The organism is Streptomyces sp. NPDC013317, from assembly GCF_055563155.1.
The window spans coordinates 68,444-87,137 of sequence record NZ_JBVHDX010000012.1 but is presented as its reverse complement, the minus strand read 5'-3'; the positions used below and the strand labels follow the sequence as shown (position 1 = coordinate 87,137).

8 protein-coding genes and 8 pseudogenes are annotated in these 18,694 nt (G+C 65.3%); 3 read left to right on the top strand and 13 right to left on the bottom strand.

The window, feature by feature from the left end; translation table 11 throughout:
- Positions 1 to 162: 162 nt before the first annotated feature.
- From ACZ3IJ_RS27675 to ACZ3IJ_RS27665, 3 genes and pseudogenes are all read right to left on the bottom strand, one after another.
- Positions 163 to 828: pseudogene (locus ACZ3IJ_RS27675) on the bottom strand (IS630 family transposase); the annotation flags it as partial.
- Positions 829 to 1,646: 818 nt separating this feature from the next.
- A pseudogene (locus tag ACZ3IJ_RS27670) lies at positions 1,647 to 2,562 on the bottom strand (IS5 family transposase).
- A gap of 15 nt (positions 2,563 to 2,577) precedes the next feature.
- On the bottom strand, positions 2,578 to 2,814 hold the full coding sequence (locus ACZ3IJ_RS27665) for a DUF2283 domain-containing protein (RefSeq protein ID WP_467472454.1): 237 nt from the start codon (positions 2,812 to 2,814) through the stop codon (positions 2,578 to 2,580).
- Positions 2,815 to 3,148: 334 nt separating this feature from the next.
- Between ACZ3IJ_RS27665 and ACZ3IJ_RS27660 the strand changes: the two genes are divergently transcribed.
- Positions 3,149 to 4,213, top strand: coding sequence for a BMP family lipoprotein (locus ACZ3IJ_RS27660; protein ID WP_467472452.1), 1,065 nt, complete (start codon positions 3,149 to 3,151; stop codon positions 4,211 to 4,213).
- A 158-nt stretch (positions 4,214 to 4,371) separates the two neighbouring features.
- Positions 4,372 to 7,161, top strand: a complete 2,790-nt coding sequence (locus ACZ3IJ_RS27655; RefSeq protein WP_467472655.1) for a helix-turn-helix transcriptional regulator — start codon at positions 4,372 to 4,374, stop codon at positions 7,159 to 7,161.
- A gap of 10 nt (positions 7,162 to 7,171) precedes the next feature.
- Here the strand turns inward: ACZ3IJ_RS27655 and ACZ3IJ_RS27650 are convergent.
- From ACZ3IJ_RS27650 to ACZ3IJ_RS27625, 6 genes and pseudogenes are all read right to left on the bottom strand, one after another.
- Positions 7,172 to 7,509 (bottom strand): annotated as a pseudogene (locus ACZ3IJ_RS27650) (hypothetical protein).
- A gap of 40 nt (positions 7,510 to 7,549) precedes the next feature.
- Positions 7,550 to 8,287: pseudogene (gene istA, locus ACZ3IJ_RS27645) on the bottom strand (IS21 family transposase); the annotation flags it as partial.
- 259 nt (positions 8,288 to 8,546) lie between these two features.
- Positions 8,547 to 9,206, bottom strand: coding sequence for a hypothetical protein (locus ACZ3IJ_RS27640; RefSeq protein WP_467472451.1), 660 nt, complete (start codon positions 9,204 to 9,206; stop codon positions 8,547 to 8,549).
- Positions 9,207 to 9,210: 4 nt separating this feature from the next.
- A complete protein-coding gene (locus ACZ3IJ_RS27635) occupies positions 9,211 to 9,957 on the bottom strand; it encodes a transposase (protein WP_467472449.1) in 747 nt (248 codons plus the stop codon).
- Positions 9,958 to 10,432: 475 nt separating this feature from the next.
- Positions 10,433 to 12,148 (bottom strand): LuxR C-terminal-related transcriptional regulator, encoded by a 1,716-nt coding sequence (locus tag ACZ3IJ_RS27630; RefSeq protein WP_467472653.1) that lies wholly within the window; start codon positions 12,146 to 12,148, stop codon positions 10,433 to 10,435.
- Positions 12,149 to 12,787: 639 nt separating this feature from the next.
- A pseudogene (locus ACZ3IJ_RS27625) lies at positions 12,788 to 13,264 on the bottom strand (AAA family ATPase); the annotation flags it as partial.
- Positions 13,265 to 13,375: 111 nt separating this feature from the next.
- On the opposite strand from ACZ3IJ_RS27625, the pseudogene ACZ3IJ_RS27620 reads away from it, so the two are divergent.
- Positions 13,376 to 13,805 (top strand): annotated as a pseudogene (locus tag ACZ3IJ_RS27620) (transposase); the annotation flags it as partial.
- Here the strand turns inward: ACZ3IJ_RS27620 and ACZ3IJ_RS27615 are convergent.
- The 4 genes and pseudogenes from ACZ3IJ_RS27615 to ACZ3IJ_RS27600 all read right to left on the bottom strand — a co-directional run.
- A pseudogene (locus ACZ3IJ_RS27615) lies at positions 13,779 to 13,955 on the bottom strand (transposase family protein); the annotation flags it as partial. The pseudogenes ACZ3IJ_RS27620 and ACZ3IJ_RS27615 overlap by 27 nt on opposite strands.
- Positions 13,956 to 14,100: 145 nt before the next feature.
- A pseudogene (locus tag ACZ3IJ_RS27610) lies at positions 14,101 to 15,040 on the bottom strand (IS481 family transposase); the annotation flags it as partial.
- A gap of 603 nt (positions 15,041 to 15,643) precedes the next feature.
- Positions 15,644 to 16,597: an ABC transporter permease gene (locus ACZ3IJ_RS27605; RefSeq protein WP_467472447.1), complete on the bottom strand. Its 954-nt coding sequence runs from the start codon at positions 16,595 to 16,597 to the stop codon at positions 15,644 to 15,646.
- A 32-nt stretch (positions 16,598 to 16,629) separates the two neighbouring features.
- Positions 16,630 to 18,126, bottom strand: a complete 1,497-nt coding sequence (locus ACZ3IJ_RS27600) for an ATP-binding cassette domain-containing protein (RefSeq protein ID WP_467472445.1) — start codon at positions 18,124 to 18,126, stop codon at positions 16,630 to 16,632.
- Between the last annotated feature and the right edge of the window lie 568 nt (positions 18,127 to 18,694).

Here is an 18,694-nt window from a genome sequence, read left to right as displayed (position 1 = left end):
GTGGGGGATCACCACCCGTGGGGACGACCGCCGCCCGCAAGCTCCCGACCGGCCAGCCGAGTTGTCGACACGAGGTGGATCGCGAGGCCGGTCGGGACTTCCTTGTCGAGCTTGATCGGGAATTTCTTGAACTCTTCGGCCCGGTGTCTGCGGTGAGCTGATCACTCTGCCGGTGGCGACCTCGAGTGCAGTAAGCATTGTGGTGGTCCCGGCGCGGACGTAGTCGTGCGTTGCCCGTGCGGGAACCCGGGCATCATCGGCAGGATCGGTTGTGACCTGTCCAGGGGATTTCTCGTCCAGGCAGAACACCAGTGCCCGCTCGGGCGGGTCCAGGTAGAGCCCTACCACATCGTGGACCTTGTCGATGAAGTACCGATCGGTCGAGAGCTTGAATGTCTCCGACCGGTGAGGGTGCAGGCCGAACGCCCGCCAGATCCGCTACGCCAACGACTGTGAAAGCCCCCTCTCCTTCGCCATCGACCGCGTCGACCAATGCGTCGCGTTCTTCGGCGTGGACTCCAGCGTCTTCGTGATGACCGCGGCTACCTGTTCGTCGGTCACCCTCCGGGGCCCGCACGGACGCCGCATGTCACCCAGGCCGGCAATCCGGCACTGCACGAACCTCGACCGCCAACGGCCCACCGCATGAGGTGTGGAACCAAGCCGCTCCGCCACATTCTTGTTGGAAGCGCCCTCGGCACGCCAGGATGATTCGGCACGCAACGCCCGCGCTTGCGGCGTGGCACGACACCGGACCCGCTCTTTGAGTGCAGCACGTTCCTCGACCGACAGCGTCAACTCGGCCTTCAGCGGCCCCACCCCCGCCATGCAACAAGCCTGCACATCTGAGCAGAATTCCAGGCTCAGGACACTAGCTAGTAGGCATGATCATCGGAGATCAGTTGAGCTACTGACAGATCTGCAGAGAACTCTGCCGCTGCCCGGCTCCGCCACAAAGGAGCCATTCCTCCCGGGGCTGAAGCCCCGGGCTTCCTGGCTAGATTGAGATGGATCTCCCCTTGCCCGGCCACGACCTCACCGCGGTTGCACCCACCGGAGCATCCGGATCTGTCAAGGCCAAACGCTGCTGCTCTTGCCGCCCGCGCTTACATAGACCGGACCTTGGCGGAACGGCACCCCTCAGACGCACGTCAGGCCGCGACCTCACACCGGTCCAGCTAACCGTCAGCCGAGCGCGGAATCGCATGAGTGACGCCGTGCCGGATCTTCCCCAGATCCCCGTGCAGCCCAAATCGAATTTCGTCAATCTCGCCGCGTCCACACCCTGGAGCGGCATCACGGAAAAGGGTCCTGATCGCGACGGGATCCAAGGTCCGTGCCTTCCTCCAACTGTCGGTCGCCACCATCGGTGGATGCCAGCCCAGGCTGCGCCTGTCTGGGGCCGGCCTGGCATGCGCCCCCTCCCCTGCGTCGGCGTCCATGCGCTTCGCCGTCGAGGCCGACGCCGATGTGCTGCTGCTCCCGACAGCAACGGTCCCTCCTCCCCCCCCCGCACATGCTCACCGCCTCCGGCTACGGTCCCGGCCGTCGCCGAACGCATGCGCAGAAGACAGCCAGCCGGAGTGGGTACGGCTGGGAGGAAGAGGAAACATGGCCAGCTGGCGATCTAGGCAGTGTCCTGGCGATCATGCGCGAAGCCAGATGACGAGTGCGGCTGCGGTGACGGTTCCGAGGAAGACGTAGCCGCGCTTGTCGAACCTGGTCGCGACTGCGCGGAAAGTCTTCAGCTTGTTGATCGCCCGCTCGACGGTGTTGCGCTTCTTGTAGCGATCCTTGCCGAAGACGGGCGGTCGGCCCCCGGCTTTGCCGCGTCGGACACGGTTGGCTGCCTGGTCGGCTTTCTCCGGGATGACGTGCCGGATCCCGCGTCTGCGTAGGTAGCGGCGGGTCCGGCGGTTCCTGTAGCCCTTGTCCGCGCTGACGCTGTCCGACTTGGTGCGAGGCCGGCCCAGCGTCAGTCGAGGCACGCGGATTTTGTTCATGACCTGCTCGAACTGGGTGCAGTCGGCGCGCTGACCAGGGACAGCACGCGGCAATGGCCGTCCGCGCTTAGATGGAGCTTGGTGGTGAAGTCGCCACGCGAGCGGCCGAGCGCCTCACCTCCCGCACCACCTCCGCCAGCCGGTCGACCAGTTCCGCCCGGATCCGAGCGGTTCTGAGCGCTGCAGCGGAGCCCCTTTTGGGAACGGGTGGCGGAGCCTGCCGGGCGCCGGCAGCGTGATAGTGCGCGCGCACGGAGGTCGAGTCAACCGAGATGTCCCAGTCGATGTCACCTGCCGCGTCCGCCTCGGCCTGGACCCGCTTGAGAAGCAGCTCCCACGTTCCGTCCGCCGACCAGCGGCGATGCCGCTCGTGGACCGTCTTCCACGGCCCGTACCGATCCGGCAGATCCCGCCACTGCACGCCCGTCCGAATCCGGTACAAGACCCCGTTCACCACCTGCCGATGGTCCCGCCACCTGCCACAACGGCCGTTGCTAACCGGCAGAAGCGGCTCAAGCCGCTCCCACTGGGCATCCGTCAGATCGCCCCGACTCCCCATAGCTGTCTCAACGAATCACGCGCTCGGCGGACGCGGCTCACGGTCGATCCTCTCGGCGCTGGCCAGCAGTTCCGGGTGCAATCGGCGTCGGGCGCTGAACAGCTCGATGCCCAGAAGCCGTCCGTGTGAGTCGTAGTCGAGTATCGCTGTGTCGTCCTCGGCAGGTACCTGCCGGACGCCCTCTCCTGGGGCGATCGTGTCGACAAGGTAGATGTACGCCATATCCGCCGATGCGTCGTACTCGACCCGCATTACTGGCCTTCCCCGTTGTTCGCCGACCTGGGGTGTCAGGTCCTGGTCTCCCGGAGAGCGTGCTGACGTCGAAGATCGCCAGGACAGGCCCTAGTCGCCGTGGGGTTCGGGCCAGAGTTTTTCCGAACGGCCGTAGTCGCCGTGGGGTTCGGGCCAGAGTTTTTCGGAACGGCCGAGCATGCCATGACAGCCGCGGGGAGAAGCTTTCACAGCCTGCTGACAGCCCCACGCCCCGGCCAGCCCGTATACGTCACTGCGCGCCGAGCGGCGAAAGGGCGCAAGATGCATCATGGGGGCATCTGATCGGCGGAACCTTACGTGAAGGGCGCCTGTCATGCTTCTGAAATCCCAGAGGGCCAGGTTCTCGCAAGCAGCCGTGACAGTTGCGATTGTCGCCATCGCTGCATCTGGCTGCGGCGACTCCGGCTCCAGCGGCGGTGCCAATGAGCCCGGCAAGTACTCGGGCAAGGGCGTTGCGCTGGCATATGACCTCGGTGGTAGAGGTGACCAGTCCTTCAACGACGCCGCGTATTCCGGTTTGGTGAAGGCCAAAGAGGACTTCGGTATCGGCGGCAGAGACATCGAGCCGCAGCCCGGCGAGTCCGACGCAGACAAAGCGGAACGCCTGACCCGACTGGCCGAGGAGGGATACAACCCGGTGATCGGCGTCGGCTTCCTTTACGCGCCGGTCCTCAAGGAAGTCGCTGAGAAATACCCGAACACCACGTTCGGAATTGTCGACGACGAAACGGTCCGGGCCAAGAATGTAGCTGACATGGTATTCAACGAGGAACAGGCCTCCTATCTCGCAGGTGTCGCGGCAGCCAAGACGTCGAAAAAGGGCCACATCGGTTTCGTCGGTGGTGTGGACATCCCAGTGATCCACAAGTTCGAAGCTGGGTACGTCCAGGGCGCCAAGTCCGTTGATCCGACCATCAAGATCGAGTCGCAATACCTGACCGGGACGCCGGAGGAGGGCGGCTTCTCCAGCCCTGGCAAGGGCCAGGAGGCGGCTAACGGCCAAATCGAAGCGGGCGCCGACGTGCTCTATCACGCGGCCGGCCTGTCTGGGCAAGGTGTGATCAGAGAAGCCGCCGACAACAAGATCTGGGTTATCGGCGTCGACTCCGACCAATACAAGCAGAAGTCGTTGGCCGCGTACAAGGAATACATCCTCGGATCCGCTCTCAAGAACATCGGTGGAGCTGTTTACGACCTTGTTGAATCCGTGTATGAGGGTAAACCTCTGACGGGTGTGGTCAGTGGAAACCTCTCCAACAACGGAGTTGGCTTCGCCGACTCCAACCCGAGGTACAAGGAAATGACAAACGTCGTCGACGCCGTTGACCAAGCAAGGAAGGGCATTGTTGACGGCAAGGTCACAGTAAATACCAGCTGAATCTTCATCCAGGGCGGAAACAGGGAGAAAGATTGACGTCAAGCTAAGAGGGGCGTCGCACCCACCCGCCCTTCGATGTCGCTCTGATCTTGTCGGCAGTGGAGTGCCAAGAGTCCGCCTGATCGAAAGGACTGGGGCCGCGAGAGGGGTTGCGCGTGATGGCTGCGCCAGATGCGGAGGGCACGTTCGTCGGGCGCGAGACGGCGCTGTCGCGGCTGCGGCGGTGTGCCGTGGAGGTGCGCGCAGGCCAGTCGTGGGCTGTGTGGGTCGAGGGGGAGCCGGGGGTCGGCAAGAGCGCGTTGGTTCGGCAATGGCTCGGTGATCCAACACTTGAGGGGTTCACTGTGCTGTGGGCCTCGGCGGACGAGTCGGAGCAGGACCTGGCGCTGGGGGTGGTAGGACAGCTGCTGATCAGGGTCGACTCAGAGGTAGCAGAAGATTTTCCGCTGTTGTGTGGGCGATCGCCAGCAGCGGCGCCGCTTCAGGTGGGAGCGCAGCTTCTGGCGCTGATGGGTCGGCTTCAGGTCGGCGGCCCCGTGGCGTTGGTAGTGGACGATGTGCAGTGGGCGGACGAAGAGTCGCTGCGAGCGCTCGGGTTTCTCGTACGTCGGCTGGAGGCTGATCAGGTTCTGACAGTGTTGGTGGCACGTAGCGGGCAGGAAGGACTGTCGAGCATCCGGCGGCTGGTTACCGATCGGGAGTGGTCGTATCAGCTGATGCTTGAGGGGCTGGATGCGCAAGCGGTGGCCCGGTTGGCTGAGAGAGCCCTAGGGCGCACGGTGAGCGTGAAGGCAGCTGAGCGATTGTGGCGTCACACCCATGGCAACGCCCTGTATGTGCGTACGCTGCTTTCGGAATTCTCGGCAGAGTCGCTGGTAGAGGGACGCGGGCGGCTGCCGGTCCCGTCGTCGCTGGCAGGGGCAGTGCTACAGCAACTGGCCGGGCTGCCGGAAGCAGCCCGGCGGCTGGTGGAGGCAGCGGCGGTGCTGGAGGCGCGCTCGCCGCTGGCACTGGTGACCCAAGTCAGTGAGGTGACGGATGCGGTCGGGGCACTGGAGTCGGCGCTGACCGCTGGCCTGGTGCAATGGTGGCCAAACGAGCCGACCACACCAGTAGCCATGCACGCATTGCAACGGGACGTGGTCGTGACGAATATGGAACCGAGTCGGCGGCGGGCCATGCATACGACGGCGGCCCCGCTGGTGGACCGGGCCGCATCGTGGGCACATAAGGTTGCCGCGGCAGGAGGCCTCGATGACCAACTTGCCGATGAGCTGGAGGCCGAGGCTCGGCTGCAGGCCGAAGCCGGAGCAGTCGAGCGGGCGGCCACACTCATGGTGTGGGCCTCCAACCTGGCGAGCGCCCGCGTCCGGCATGAACGCCTACTGCTGACCGCCGCCGCACAGCTCACCTGGGCCGATAAATTCGTCCAGGTCGAGTCCCTCCTGCCCGCGATACGTGCCTGTGCCCCTTGTCCCTTGCGCTCCCTCGTCCTCGGCTCCTATGCCCAAAGCCGAGGGGCCGCGGCTCTGGGCGAAGCGGAGGCGGAGCTGACCAATGCTCTCACTGCCGCCGCGTCCCGTCCGGATCTTCGCTGGGCGGCCGCTATGGCAGGCTTTTGGCTGGGCTGGCTGTACCTTCCCCAGGAGCGCTATGGGGAGTCCGTCAGCACTCTGGAATACGTGTGCGGGCTTGACGGGGTTGATGAGGACCTCGCCCATCGGATCGCCGGTGCCCTTTGCATCACTCGTAGCTGCCTCGAGGGTCCGCAAATAGCTCTTCACCAGTTCTCGCATATCGCTCGTGATGCCCCAATCGGCCGACAAACGCCTTCGGGGCCGTACATGCTGGCCGTACGTGGCCTACTCCGGGCCATCGCCGGGCAATTGGCTAGCGGCGCCGAGGATCTTGGCACTGCGCTGCGACTCTCGCACACCAGTGGTTACCCTGCCATGGAGCAGCACGCCTATGTACATCTATCATGCGCACAGTACTGGTTGGGCGAATGGGACGAGGCAATCATCAATGCCGACCATGCGATAACGTTCTCCACAACGGAGAACCGTCCCCGTACGTTTCCCTTCGCTTACACGGCTGCTTCCTTTGTGCCCTCCGGACGGGGAGAGTGGAGTAAGGCTGAACAGCTGCTGACCGGGATAAGGCGCTCGACGGAACTGATGGGAGGTCGGGGCTACTTCGAACCCCTCCCCGCGATCGCCGAAGCGGTCCTTGCACAGGCTAAGGCTGATTACCGCGGAATGCTCATCGCGATGCAACCCATTCTGGCTGCACCCGACAAGGGCCTTTCCATGCACTTTAGGACGTGGTGGCGACCACTGCATGCGGAGGCCCTGATTGGCAGCGGCGCGTTCGACGAAGCGGACCGGGCGGTTGGCGCATTGGAAGACCTCAGCCAGGACGCCCATCCGCACCTACAGACTGCGGCGGCTTGGCTGTCCGGATGGCTAGCGCATCAGCGCGGGGATCTCCAAGAAGCTCGGACTCATTACGAAAGGGGCCTTGGTCCTGCGGCTGATCGCGATGAGCCCCCCCTGCACCGAGCACTGCTGGAAAATGCCCATGGGCGCCTGCTGACCGCTTGCGGAGCCCCTCCCGAGGAAGCCCTCCACTGGCTGCGCGCGGCTCACCGACGCTTCACCACACTAGGTGCCGCTCCCTTCGTAACCCGCTGTGCAGCTGACCTCAGCGCTGCCGGCGTGACAGCCGCGGCGGTCCCAGTCGGCGCCAGTGCGCTCGCACAGCTGACCCATCGCGAACGCGATATCGCCCACCTCGTCAGCGACGGTCTCACCAACAATGAGATCGCAGACAAGCTGTTCATCAGTTCCAAGACTGTCGAGTACCACCTCGGTCACGTGTACGCGAAACTCACCCTTACCAACCGCCGCCAACTCCGCCGCCAACTCCAACAACAGACATCCGGATGAGCGAGCGTTTTCAGCGTTGCCTCTCCAGGGTGGGGACGGCAGCGGCGATTGACGTGAGGCGGTTCGGGCTGCATCGGGCCCGGCGGAAGATCCGGCAGGACTCCACTCGCGCGATGCCCCGAGGGGTGGGCGTCTGAGCGGGTGGTGACCCAGGGGCCGGTAGGCGAGATCCACAGCAGCCTGCCCGCGGGATCTGCTACCACCTGCACGTTCACGCCGTGGCGACACCAGGTCCACGAGCGCCCGCTGGTGAGGCGGGAGCTTGCAGCGGCGGTCACCCTCACGGGTGACGATACCCACTCGACCAGGGCGTGAGCACAGGTCGCGTGCGGCAGGATAGGGACCCAACGAGGACTCCACGCTGATGAGTTGAGACGGAGAAGGACCGTCCGGCCAGGACGTGGTCGCGGACGATCAGGACCTGCCGCTCGACGCGGCCTTTCCCGGTGGGGCGGTAGGCGGCCAGCAGGTCGCTGTCGAAGTCGTAGTGCCCGGCGAATCCGACCGCTTCCGGGTGCAGTGGAACGGCCTCGCCCGGGGCGACGTGCCTGCGGACGACGGTCTTGGTGCGGTCGTAGACGATCGACATCGGCACCCCGGCGAAGTGGGCGAACGCCTGCCGGTGGCAGTCGAAGAAGGTGGCCAGGTCCTGGCTGGTGGTGAAGCAGCAGAACGGATCCCGCGAGTAGGACAGGGTCATGTGGAACGAGTAGACCTTCGGGATCCCGACGTGGGCGAGGATCTGACCTTCGTCTCCCCAGTCGACCTGGGCCTGCGCTCCGGGCACGACCTCGAACCTGCGGTGCAGGCCGGCCAGCTCACCCGGGCTGATGCCCAGTTCCTCGGCGATCCGTGGCCGGGCCTCCTGTATGTAGAGCTTGACCCGCTGGTAGGTGCCGGTGAAGCCGTACTCGGCCACCAGCCGCTCGTGCACCACGGCACCTTTGATCAGAATCTCGGACCGCAGCATCGCGTCGATCAGCGGCGCGACCTCATCCACCATCCGCCGACGGCCGTGTCCGGGCGCGGCCCGACGGGGCGGGGCGACCGGTCCTTGAGAGGACAGGTACTTGCGGACCGTGCGGCGGTTGAGCCCGGTCTCCTTCGCGATCTCCGACAGGCTCATCGCCCCGGACTCGAACAGCCCGCGGAAGCGTCGAAGCTCCATCCAACATTGCGGGTCCAAGACCACGGTTAGCCGCCCTCCGCCACCCTTCACAGGCCGGCAGCAGACTGCCCACGGTCAAGCTCCGGTACGTCAAGAAGTGGGCACGTTCATCCGTACGTGACTGGGCACGTTCACGGCTCTGGCAAGATTTTCGTAGCCGGAGATCATCTCAGTGAGATGGTCGACCGGTCCGCATAGCGGCGGCGAAGGTGGGCCATCAGGACGACGCGGTGGCGGAGGAGTGGGACGCCAGCCCGCCCGGCCATGATCCGTTTCTGGGGCTTGACGTCGGTGATGCGGCCTTCGTTGACCCCGGAGTTGTAAGGGGTGGTGATGCCCTGCGCGACGGCGTGCCGGTCTCATGCAGGGCTCCGGCGAGGCCGGCGAGTGGGGCCAGCCCGCTGTTCGCGAGGTCGTTCAGCCAGCCTGGCAGGGGTGCGGCGTCCCGGTTGTCGAGCATGGTGGCGAAGCGGCGGACCAGGTCGTGGGTGAGCTTGAGTTCGGGACAGTGTTCGAGCAGCCGGGGCAGGCGTTCGTTGATGTGCGGGTTGCGGTGGCGCGGGTGGGTGGTGATCCAGCGGGCCGCTTCGCGAGGTGAGGGTGGTCGCTCGCGTGGCTCGTCGATGGGCAGGCCCTGCCGGAGCGGCGCGACGGCCACTTTCACGCGTTGGTAGTGGCCGAGGTAGCCCTTGGCCTGCAGTTCTTCGTGAAGGATCTTCGCGCTGTGCTGTCCTTCGTCCCAGCGTTGTCGCAGGTACTCGAGGTAGGCATCCATGGTGGAGGGCTTGCGGGGTGGCCGGCGCATCACTTCCTGCCAGGTGCAGGCGCGCGCGTACTTGCCGACGGTTCTGCGGTCCAGGCCGAGTTCGCGGGCCACGGAGCTATGGCTCCGGCCGGTGCGGGTCAGAGCATGGACAGCCTCGAACAGACTCTGGGCATGGCGCCCTGCCCGGGTGTTCGCCGCAGCGTCCTCGGTGGTCTCCTCGACCGGTGGGGGGATCGCCTTCACTGACCGTGGGCAGAGCCGCAGGCAGGCAGCCGCGATGGGCAGAGGCGATGTCTTGAACTCGGCGGGACAGGCCCTGCCAGAGGTGAAAGCGGTCGCTGACCTGCACGGCTTCGGGGGCCCCGGCCGTGATGCCCTGCCGGTAGGTGAGGGAGCCGTCGCGGCAGGCGACCTCGACGCCCGGGTGCTCTCGGAGCCACCGTCCGAGCTGTTCCGCATCGCGTCCTTCCCAGAGGGTGAGCGGGAGCCGGGTGGTGGCATCGACCAGAAGCGTGCCGTAGGCGCCGCCGTAGAGCGCGAAGTCGTCGACCCCCAGCACCTGGGGCGTGACAGTGGCGGCAGCGGCACCCGCATCAGCTGGGACAGGACGGCGACCCGCGAGAGCCTGATGTTCAAGATCCGAAGCATCCGGGCTCCGCCCCGGCCAGCCAGCACCACGCCGACGTCCTCCACCAGGCACTGCAGTCGCGGTGTCCGCCGCTGATAGCGCGCTGTCAGGCCGGGTGCTTGCTCGGCGAAGGTCACCTTCGGGCGAGTCGTGTTCTCGCAGTACAGACGGCGCACGGACAACTCGACGCGCAGAGGCCGGCCCGCGAGGTGACGTCGGCCAGGCTCCGTACATACCGACTGTGGCACCACACGCTGAGCTGACCGCATCCTGTACATCTCGCCGGTTCACCCGATCTCGTGTGGGCGCCGACCGTCACCGCGGCATCGGAGACCTCGCCCGAGCTCACCAGCACATCAGACAACTGCGGTAACAGACTGGCCAGTTCAACAGAGCACAGTCGCAGGCTGCCCGCTTTGCAGACCGGCCGACCATGCCACCGAGATGATCTCCGCCTACGAAAATCTTGCCAGAGCCACGTTCCCGTGTACGCCGACAATCCCGCCTCCGCCACCGCAGATCCGCCCGGCCGAACCGGCACGCCACCCGCGCAAACACCGACTCCAACTCCACAGCCCACACTCGGGCCTCAAGCACCCCCACCATGCCCTGAAACGACTACAACCAGTTCAGGACACGATCCGCTGGTGGAGTATTAGGGGGTTCCGATTTGAACCGGTGATCCCGCTCCAGGAGACCGCAAACACGGTCAGATCTCTGTCCGCAGAACGCTAGGCTCCTCATCGGGGGAGCCCGGCGGGCTAAGGGCGCGGCGCAGCTGGCGTCGGGATGTGAGGTTGAGTTTGGTGAAGATGCGGCTGAGGTGGTACTCCACCGTCTTGGGACTGATGAATAGCTGGCGGGCGACCTCCTGGTTGGTGTGCCCTTGGGCGACGAGCCGGGCGATGGTGTGTTCGCGGTCGGTGAGATTCTCCGTGCCGACAGCGGCAGAGGGAGCGGCGATGCCACAAGAGGTCAGGTCTGAGGCGGCGCGTTCGGCGTAGGGATTGGATCCGAGCTGGGCCAGGGTTGCGTGGGCCTGCTTTAGGAGGGCGGCGGCACCGGCTCGATCCCGATTGGCTAGGCGGAGGCGTGCAGCGGTGTGCTGAAGCAGAGCTCGCTCCAGGGGCGCATCATCGCTGGCAACGGAGATATCCAGGCCTTGCTGGTAGGACGCCCGCGCGGAGTCCAGGTCGCCGCGGGCTTCGGCCAGCAGTCCGGCGATTCGGGCCACAGCCGTCCGCAGCCAGACAGCCTCTTTCCGGCCGAGTTCTCTCAGACGGGCGACAGACTCAGCCGCCTGATCTAGGCGGCCGGTGCGGACCAGGGCCTCCGCCCACAGCACCCACCAGTCGTAGTGAGGCCAGATCGCGACCCAGTCCCGGTCGGTATCCTTCAGCGCCTCATACATAGCGGAGGGGTCGTCGTGTGCCCGGGCTAGCAGCGCCGCCGCAACGTCCGTGAGGCCCCCGAAGACTGCAGGGGCGGGGGTCCAGGTACGGCACGCCTCCAGGTGCTCTTGCGCGGCGCGCCAGCGCCCCTGCGCCGCCGCGATGCCCACGGAGTACCCGTGCGCGACGCCGTGGAAGGTGTGCATGCCCATAACCTCTCCCTCGGCGATCGCCTGCTCGGCATCTGCCATTCCCTGGTCCCACTCGCCGAGGCGATAGCGGCAAACGGCGAGGTAGCAGTGCGCGTAGATGCGCATGATCCGAGTGGCCTTCAATGCGGGCGCCACGACGGCTGCCAGGTCGTTACGCGCGGCTCTGAGTTGGCCCAGGCCGAGGCGAGCCATACCTCGGCCCACCAGCACCAGGGCGTCGGCTGCGTCAACGCGTTCCCGGTCAGCTGGCAGGCATAGCTCATCCTTGATCACACTCAGCGACGCAGAGGCTCCGTGCCCCCACAGTTGCGCACAGGTGTAGAGCCAGCGGGCCTCCTGCATCGCGTCCGGCCATGTGGCGCCGTCGGTGAACACCTGCCGGTGCAGGGCCAAGACCTGGTCGAAGTCAGCCAGGTTGGAGGCGGCTGTGGCCTGCCACACCCGCGCAAGGGTGGCCGTATCTGCATCCCCCTCGGCCTGGGCCTCGCGCTGCGCTTGGTCCAGCAGCCGCACCGCGGTGGTGAAGTCCGTCTCTCTGTATGCATAACGGCCCAGTAGCGCCGTGCGTAGCGCCCGCGGGGCGCAACGCTCAACCCGCTCGCGCAGCGTCCGTGCTCGCTCAGGGTCGTAGTGCACCAGGCTGTTGGCGTGCGCGGAAGCAGTCAGCAGGCGCTGTTCGCGCTGCTCACGAGTGGGGGACAGATCAGCCGCCCAAAGCAGCAGGGTTGCGGCTCGTGAGACCTGCCCGGCCGTGCGCTGGCGATCAGCCTCCCTCTCGAGCGCGTTCGCCAGCGTCTGGTCCACCGACTGGCTGGCTGCCACCCTGTGAGCCCAGGCCGCGTCCGCGTTTACCGCTTCCACTGCCCTGGCATGCAGTACTTGACGGTGCACAGGTTCCATGGCCTGGTCGACGGCCTTTTGCAGTAGTGGATGTGCAATGCGCACTGGAGCAGACGGCTCGCTCGGTCGCCACAAGGCCAGCCCTAGCTCCAACACAGGTCCGAGAGCCTCGGCTGGATCTTCTGAGCCGGCTACCTGAGCAGCCACTGCCAGCGGTACCTCCGAGCCAAGCACTGCCAGAGCCTCGGCCAGCCCACGACTTGCCTGGGGCAGGGCGGCTAGCTCGATGCGCACTACCGAAGCCAGCGAGTCGGGCACCGGCAGGGTGGTCTCTGCCGCCAACACCTCTGGGGGCATTGATCCCAGCACCGACCGCAGATATAGGGGATGTCCGCCGGTGTGCTGCCACAACCGCTGGACTGCTCCGCGCCCTAGCTTTCCTGCACCCGCTGCCCGCGCAAGTTCTACCACGTCCGCCCGTTCCAGACCGGCTAGCCGCAACGTCACACTGTGTTCCATACCTGTTACCATGCGCCGCCACTCCTCCATCACAGGCGAGCCTGCATGCGCACCAATGCCCCCTGCCCCTACCCCTGTACGGGCTGTAGCCACAACCAGCACGCGATCCGCCCACAGTCGGCGCATGACGAACCCGAGTGCCTTCAAGGAGGCCTCGTCCGTCCACTGCACATCGTCGACGACGAGCGCAACGGCGGTGGCCTCCTGCATCACTCCTAGTAGCTGCACCAACTCTGCCCCCACTGCCACCGGCTGCACCGATGGGCCCAAGCGGTCCCCCAACAACTGGGACTCCTTGAGCAGCGTGGGCTCAACCTGCCGCTGCCACTGTTCCACCATGCCGAATGGCCAGTCCCGTTCCACCTCATCGCACTGAGCCCACCACACGCGGAACCCATCCAAGCGTTCCATCGCTCGCCGCACCAGCGCCGTCTTGCCGATCCCCGCCTCCCCCTCGACTAGTACTAGCCACGGAGTCTCCTTGTGAGCCTCCTCCGCACAACGCGCAATTACCCCCAGCTCCGACCTGCGCCCCACAAACCCTGCATCGGCAACCTCGGAATCGCTCAAAGTGGACATAAAGCCATTAAACCTGGCGTATGTGGTGACGTCGTTGTGTTTGCCAAGCCTGTCATCGTGACCAAGGCTGGCAGCTCTGTTAGTTGCGATGTGGCACGGATCGAGCCGTTGATGCCGGCCGATCCGGTCCGTGGTCGGCGATGGGCCGACCATCGTCGAACCCTGGAGCCATCGCGTGGAAGTACCGCACCGGCTCGCCCTGGCGGGACCTGCGGGAGGAGCTGGGCTCATTCCAGACCGCTCACAAACGTCTGCTCAGGTGGGCCGTGGACGGCACCTGGGAACGTATTCTTGCCGTGCTCCTGGCAGCGGCCGACGGTGCTGACGACATCGGTTGGACTGTGTCGGTGGACTCCACCGTCTGCCGGGCTCACCGGCACGGCGCCGGAGCCGGGAAAAGGGGGCGCCGTTTCGGGCCGAGCCGGATGACCATGCTCTCGGACGTTCGCGCGGCGGCCTAACGAGATGGTGCGTGATAGCGGATGAGGCGTGTTTCTCCTGGCCGTGGCTGTTGTCAGTCGGTGGTGGTGCGGTCGGAGACGAGGCCGGCGATAGCTCGGTAAGTGACGGGCAGGACCTCACGTCGGTGTGTCCAGCGGGTCAGTTGCTTCCAGCGTTTGTGGTCGGCGAGGGCGTGTTCGACGGTTATGCGCTGTGAGGAGTGACGGTGACGGACTCGGCGTCGGGCTTCAAGGACCTCGGGCGGGCTGATCTTGTTGCCCTTACTCGGAGGGGATGGCCCGAAGTTTCGCACCCTGCCGCCGACGCCGACACAGGTTATCGATCCAGCATGCAGCACCCTGCGCACCGCACTTCCAAGAGACAGGCTCTAGTGCGTATTGATCCGCAGGGTTGCTGACGCGGCTGATGGGCGGGTGTCCGTCGAGTGCGGTGTGGCAGCGGTGGTGGTTGTCGGTGTGCAGGAAGTCTGCCAGGGCCCCGGTCCGCTCCGTGTTCGATGTGTAGGGCCGCCGCAGGTAGGCCCACTCGTCGAGCAGGGTGTGGTTGAAGCGTTCGACCTTGCCGTTGGTTGTGGCCGGTAGGCACCGTGAGTTTGCCGGTTGCGCCGAGGTCGGCGAGGACGTTCTTCCAGGCCAGGCCTTTGCGGTAGGCCCAGGCGTTGTCGGTCAGGACGCGGTCGATCCGGTCGATGCCCTGGCTTTGGAAGAACATTGGCCGCGCGGGTGAGGAAGTTTGCGCAGGTCGCGACCTTCTAGTCGGGTGGATCTCGCTGTAGGCCAGTCGGCTGTGGTCGTCGGCGGCGGAGTGGACATAGTCGTAGCCCATGCTGTTGCGGTGGCCCGGCCGGCCTGGCGGCCCAGCGTTCTGTGGCCGCCGCCGTCGGGGATCCGGCCGAGCTTCTTCACGTCCACGTGGATGAGTTCGCCGGGGTGTTCTCGTTCGTAGCGGCGGATCGGCTCGCCGGTGGGCCGATCCAGCCAGGCCAGGCGGTTCAGCCGGTGGCGGACCAGGATCCGGTGCACGGTCGAGGCGGGAAGGCCCAGGATCGGGCCGATGCGTGCCGGGCCGAGTTGCGGCTTTGCCGCAGGCCGCAGACGCGCTCTACCAACGCGGCCATGGTCTGGTGCGGGGCCGGCTCGGCCGGTCGTGCAGACCTGCCTCGCCCTCGGTCCGCCACCGGCGGTTCCATTTGTGGGCCGCTGCCCCGGAGATGCCCATCTCGGCGGCCACATGCGCGGCCGGACGGCCTGATCAGACACGTTCGACCAGCAGTCTCCTACCGAAGCCGGTCAGCCGGGCATTACGGTGGGTCACGAAGACCTCCGTGCGGTGAGTTCCTAGACAGCTCCCACCACACCGGAGGCCTTCGCCATGTTCAAGACCAGACCAGTGTCAACAACGCTCGTGATCAATAGATCTAGGTCCCCCAGCTACGGCAGTCGGTGGCGCGGGTCCGGGGATCCAGCCGGCCGGCGTGGCGGCATTACCTGTGGCCGGGATGAGCAACTCGGCGATAGGGAGCGTGGCCAGTGCGGTCATCTCGGGGCAGCGCCGACGAGCTGGCGCGCAGGACTTGCGGCGCTGCGTCGAGGCGGTCAGCCAGGTGGGCAGCAGGCCGGTGATGCGGCGTGGGCGGGAGGTCAGCCTCGACACGGCCGGAGTTGATGTAGCGGACCAGGAGGTTCGCACTTCCGATTTCCGAGGTAACCCATCTCTCGGAGCAGAGTGGTGGGGACGGCCGGTTCCTCCGTGCGGCGTCTGTGGAAGTGTTCGCGGTAGGGATCGGCCCGGCCCGGCCGATAGGTGTGGTGCGGATCAGGCGGTCGGGCTCGCCGTGCCGTGCGTAGCGTTTGACGGTGTTGTTCAGGGCCAGGCGGCGGGAGCACTCCAGCGGTCCGAACCCGTCATGGGCAGCGTCTACGCGAAACGACCCCGGACGATCGTCGTGACGGTGACCGCGAGGACGAGGCCGGCTCCGTAGAAGACATCCTGTACCCAGCCGGTGTATCCCAGCACTTGGAGGCCGATAACCCCGGTTTCCAAGAAGTAGACGCCAAGAAGAGTGCCTATTGGATTGAACTGGCCCGGACGCACCACGGCAGTGCCGAGGAAGACTGCGGCGAAGGCCGGGAGCACGTAGTTAGTGCTGCCGGTCGGGTCCAGGCCTCCGACGGTGACCAGAAGGACGAGACCACTGAAACCAGCGAGGACGGCACCAGCGATGAAGCCTGCAGCACGGATACGGTCCACATTGATACCCGCTAGTCGGGCCACTTCCCGATTGGCTCCAACGAACGTGGCATGGCGGCCTAGTGGGGTCCACCCAATTGTATAGGCAAGGATACTGCACAGAACGAAACTGTAGTAAAAGGAAAAGGGTAATCCCAGGAAATGGCCAGTAATCAGCCTACTGAGAGACGGGCTTTGCAGCGAAACCGTGCTCGACGATGAAATGGCTTCTGCGAGGCCTAGGTACACGCTGGCCGTTCCCAATGTCACAATCAGCGACGCCATTTTGACCTTGACGACGAAGAACGCGTTCATCATGCCGCAGCACGCGCTGACCACCAGTGCAGCGAGGCAGGCGAGCCACACATTGACATCGCCCAAAGTGGACAGGACGGGAATGATTGTGGCGGTCAGTCCCATGATGGAAGCGAACGACAGATCGAACTCGCCTGTAAGGAGTGGGCAAAGCGCGGCAAGCGACAGGAGAATGAGCGACGGTTGTGAGCCCAGGACTTGCTTCAGTATCGAGGGACGGAGGAAGACGGAAGGAGTTAGGGCTCCATAGATGATAATTATGGCGAGCCAGACAGCGAGCAGACCGTAGCGGGAGGCGAGGCTCTGCCAGATGGCCGCGGTAGTCACCCGGGGCGCGGAGCCTCCAATCCTTGTCGGCACTAGCCCTCACTCTGTTCATCGGTAGCCTCGCTGGTCCGGTAGACCTCACGCAGGATCGTGGAGGCCTTGACCGACGGGGCTTGCCTCAGCCCACCGCTTGGGTCGTACACAAGCACCCGATCGCAGACCGTTGCCAGATCGTTGGGCTCACTGCTCACCAACAGCACTGCCGCGCCCGAATCCGCAGTGGAACGCAAAGCGTCTAGGATTACCATGCGGGCTCCGACATCGACGCCCTGAGTGGGCTCATGAAGAACCAGAAAGAGGGGCCCAGCGGCCAGCCACTTGGCAAGAAGCACTTTCTGCTGATTGCCACCGCTAAGTTGTTTGACTTGCAGACGCATGGGTGCCGATGGCCTGATGTCCAGGTATCGCGTTGCGGCTTCGCATTGCTTGGATTGCCAAGAATACCCCATAAACCAAGGGTAGCCGTGGGTCTGCAGCGAGGGAAGGCAGATGTTGTCTCGAACGCTCAGATCGTAAGCGAGGCCAGCCCGTTCACGTCGTTCAGGGACAAGTAGAACACCTTCGCGGATGCAGTCCGCCACTTCGACACGCCTAAGGTCTATTGACTTGGGTCCGAAGCGCAGCTGGCCAGCTGACACTGGGAGAGCCCCCGTCACAAGTTGCGGGATGTCCTCGTACCCGCTCCCAGGGAACCCCGTAATCCCAACGACTTCCCCCGTGGCAACGGCGAAGCTCAGCTCCTCGACTCGGTCACCGCTCAGACCTGTGACCTGAACGGAGCTGAAGGGGGGGAGGACCTGACGAACCCTGCCGGGATAATGGACCTGCGGGGGCCGTCTAAGCGGCAACGCTTGCTGCCCTAGTATGACGTCGGCGAGGCGGCTTGTGGTCAGCGTGTCGGTCGTCAGGCCTGCAGCGACAACCAACCCGTCACGCAGGACAGTGATGCGGTCGGTGACCTGCAACAATTCAGACAGGTTGTGGCTGATTAGAAGGACACCACCCCCTTCTTGAGCAATTCGCCTCAGGAGCGCATGGACTCTGGCCAGTTCAGGCCCAGCCAAGGCGCGGGTCGCTTCGTCCAGGAGGAGGAGACCTGACCCGGGTTTGCGATTGCGGATCGCTCTCGCGATAGACACTTCGGCTCGCCGCGCCGGCGGCAGGTCACCGACGCGGGCAGACGGATCCAGCTCCACGCCCAGGCGCTCCAGGGTCTCCCGCGCGAGGTTGTCACGCGCCAGGCGATCGATTCGTCTGCTCCAACGATGGACCGGGAAACCACCGACGCAGATGTTGTCCGCGACGCTGGCATCGTCGAACAAACCGAGTTCCTGGTGCACCGCGGACAGTCCTGCGGCCTGCGCTTCATTCCAGTGGACCGGCAACCGCACAGGGTCCCCGCTGACAAAGCAGCGGGCACCCGGATCGGGGGTGAGGACGCCAGTCAGGATACGCACGAGCGTTGACTTCCCCGAGCCGTTCTGGCCTGCCAGGCCATGAATCTCGCCAGCCAGGACGTCGAGACTCACGTCGCGCAGGACCTCATTCGAACCGAAAGTCTTGTAGAGGGCGCATACCTCTAGCAAGGGTGAGCACCCGGACATCAGGGGTTGTCCCACGCCGTGCGAGAGGTGGCATCGTGGCCACGTCGGCCGACGCAGAATGTGGCCGCAATGACATGCTGCGTGCGCGCACGATAGCTCATGGGCGGCAGGCCCGCAGCGGCGTCTGCCTGCGTTGCACTGCTGGTTGGGCCATCGGGCTCCATACGGGAGGCGGTCTCCGCACCGCTGTGAGCGACCCTGATCGGATCACCGATAGGCGATACATGCCAGAAGTTGGAAGATGACATCCTGCCAACGATCCCTCCTCCTAACGCTTTTCGCCTGATATTAGCCGACGCGGGCCCTTGACCAGTGGTAACACGACTGCGGTACCTCAGACGGCTCTACCTCGGTGAGAGGGATGGCCGTGGCTGTAATCGTGAGGGCCCCCTGGACCAACTTGCTGCCGTTTTTAGACGACAAGGACGCGCACGTTTCCAGAACCTGGTCGGCGCCCCACTTGATCCGGTTCAGCAGCCGGTGGATACGGTCC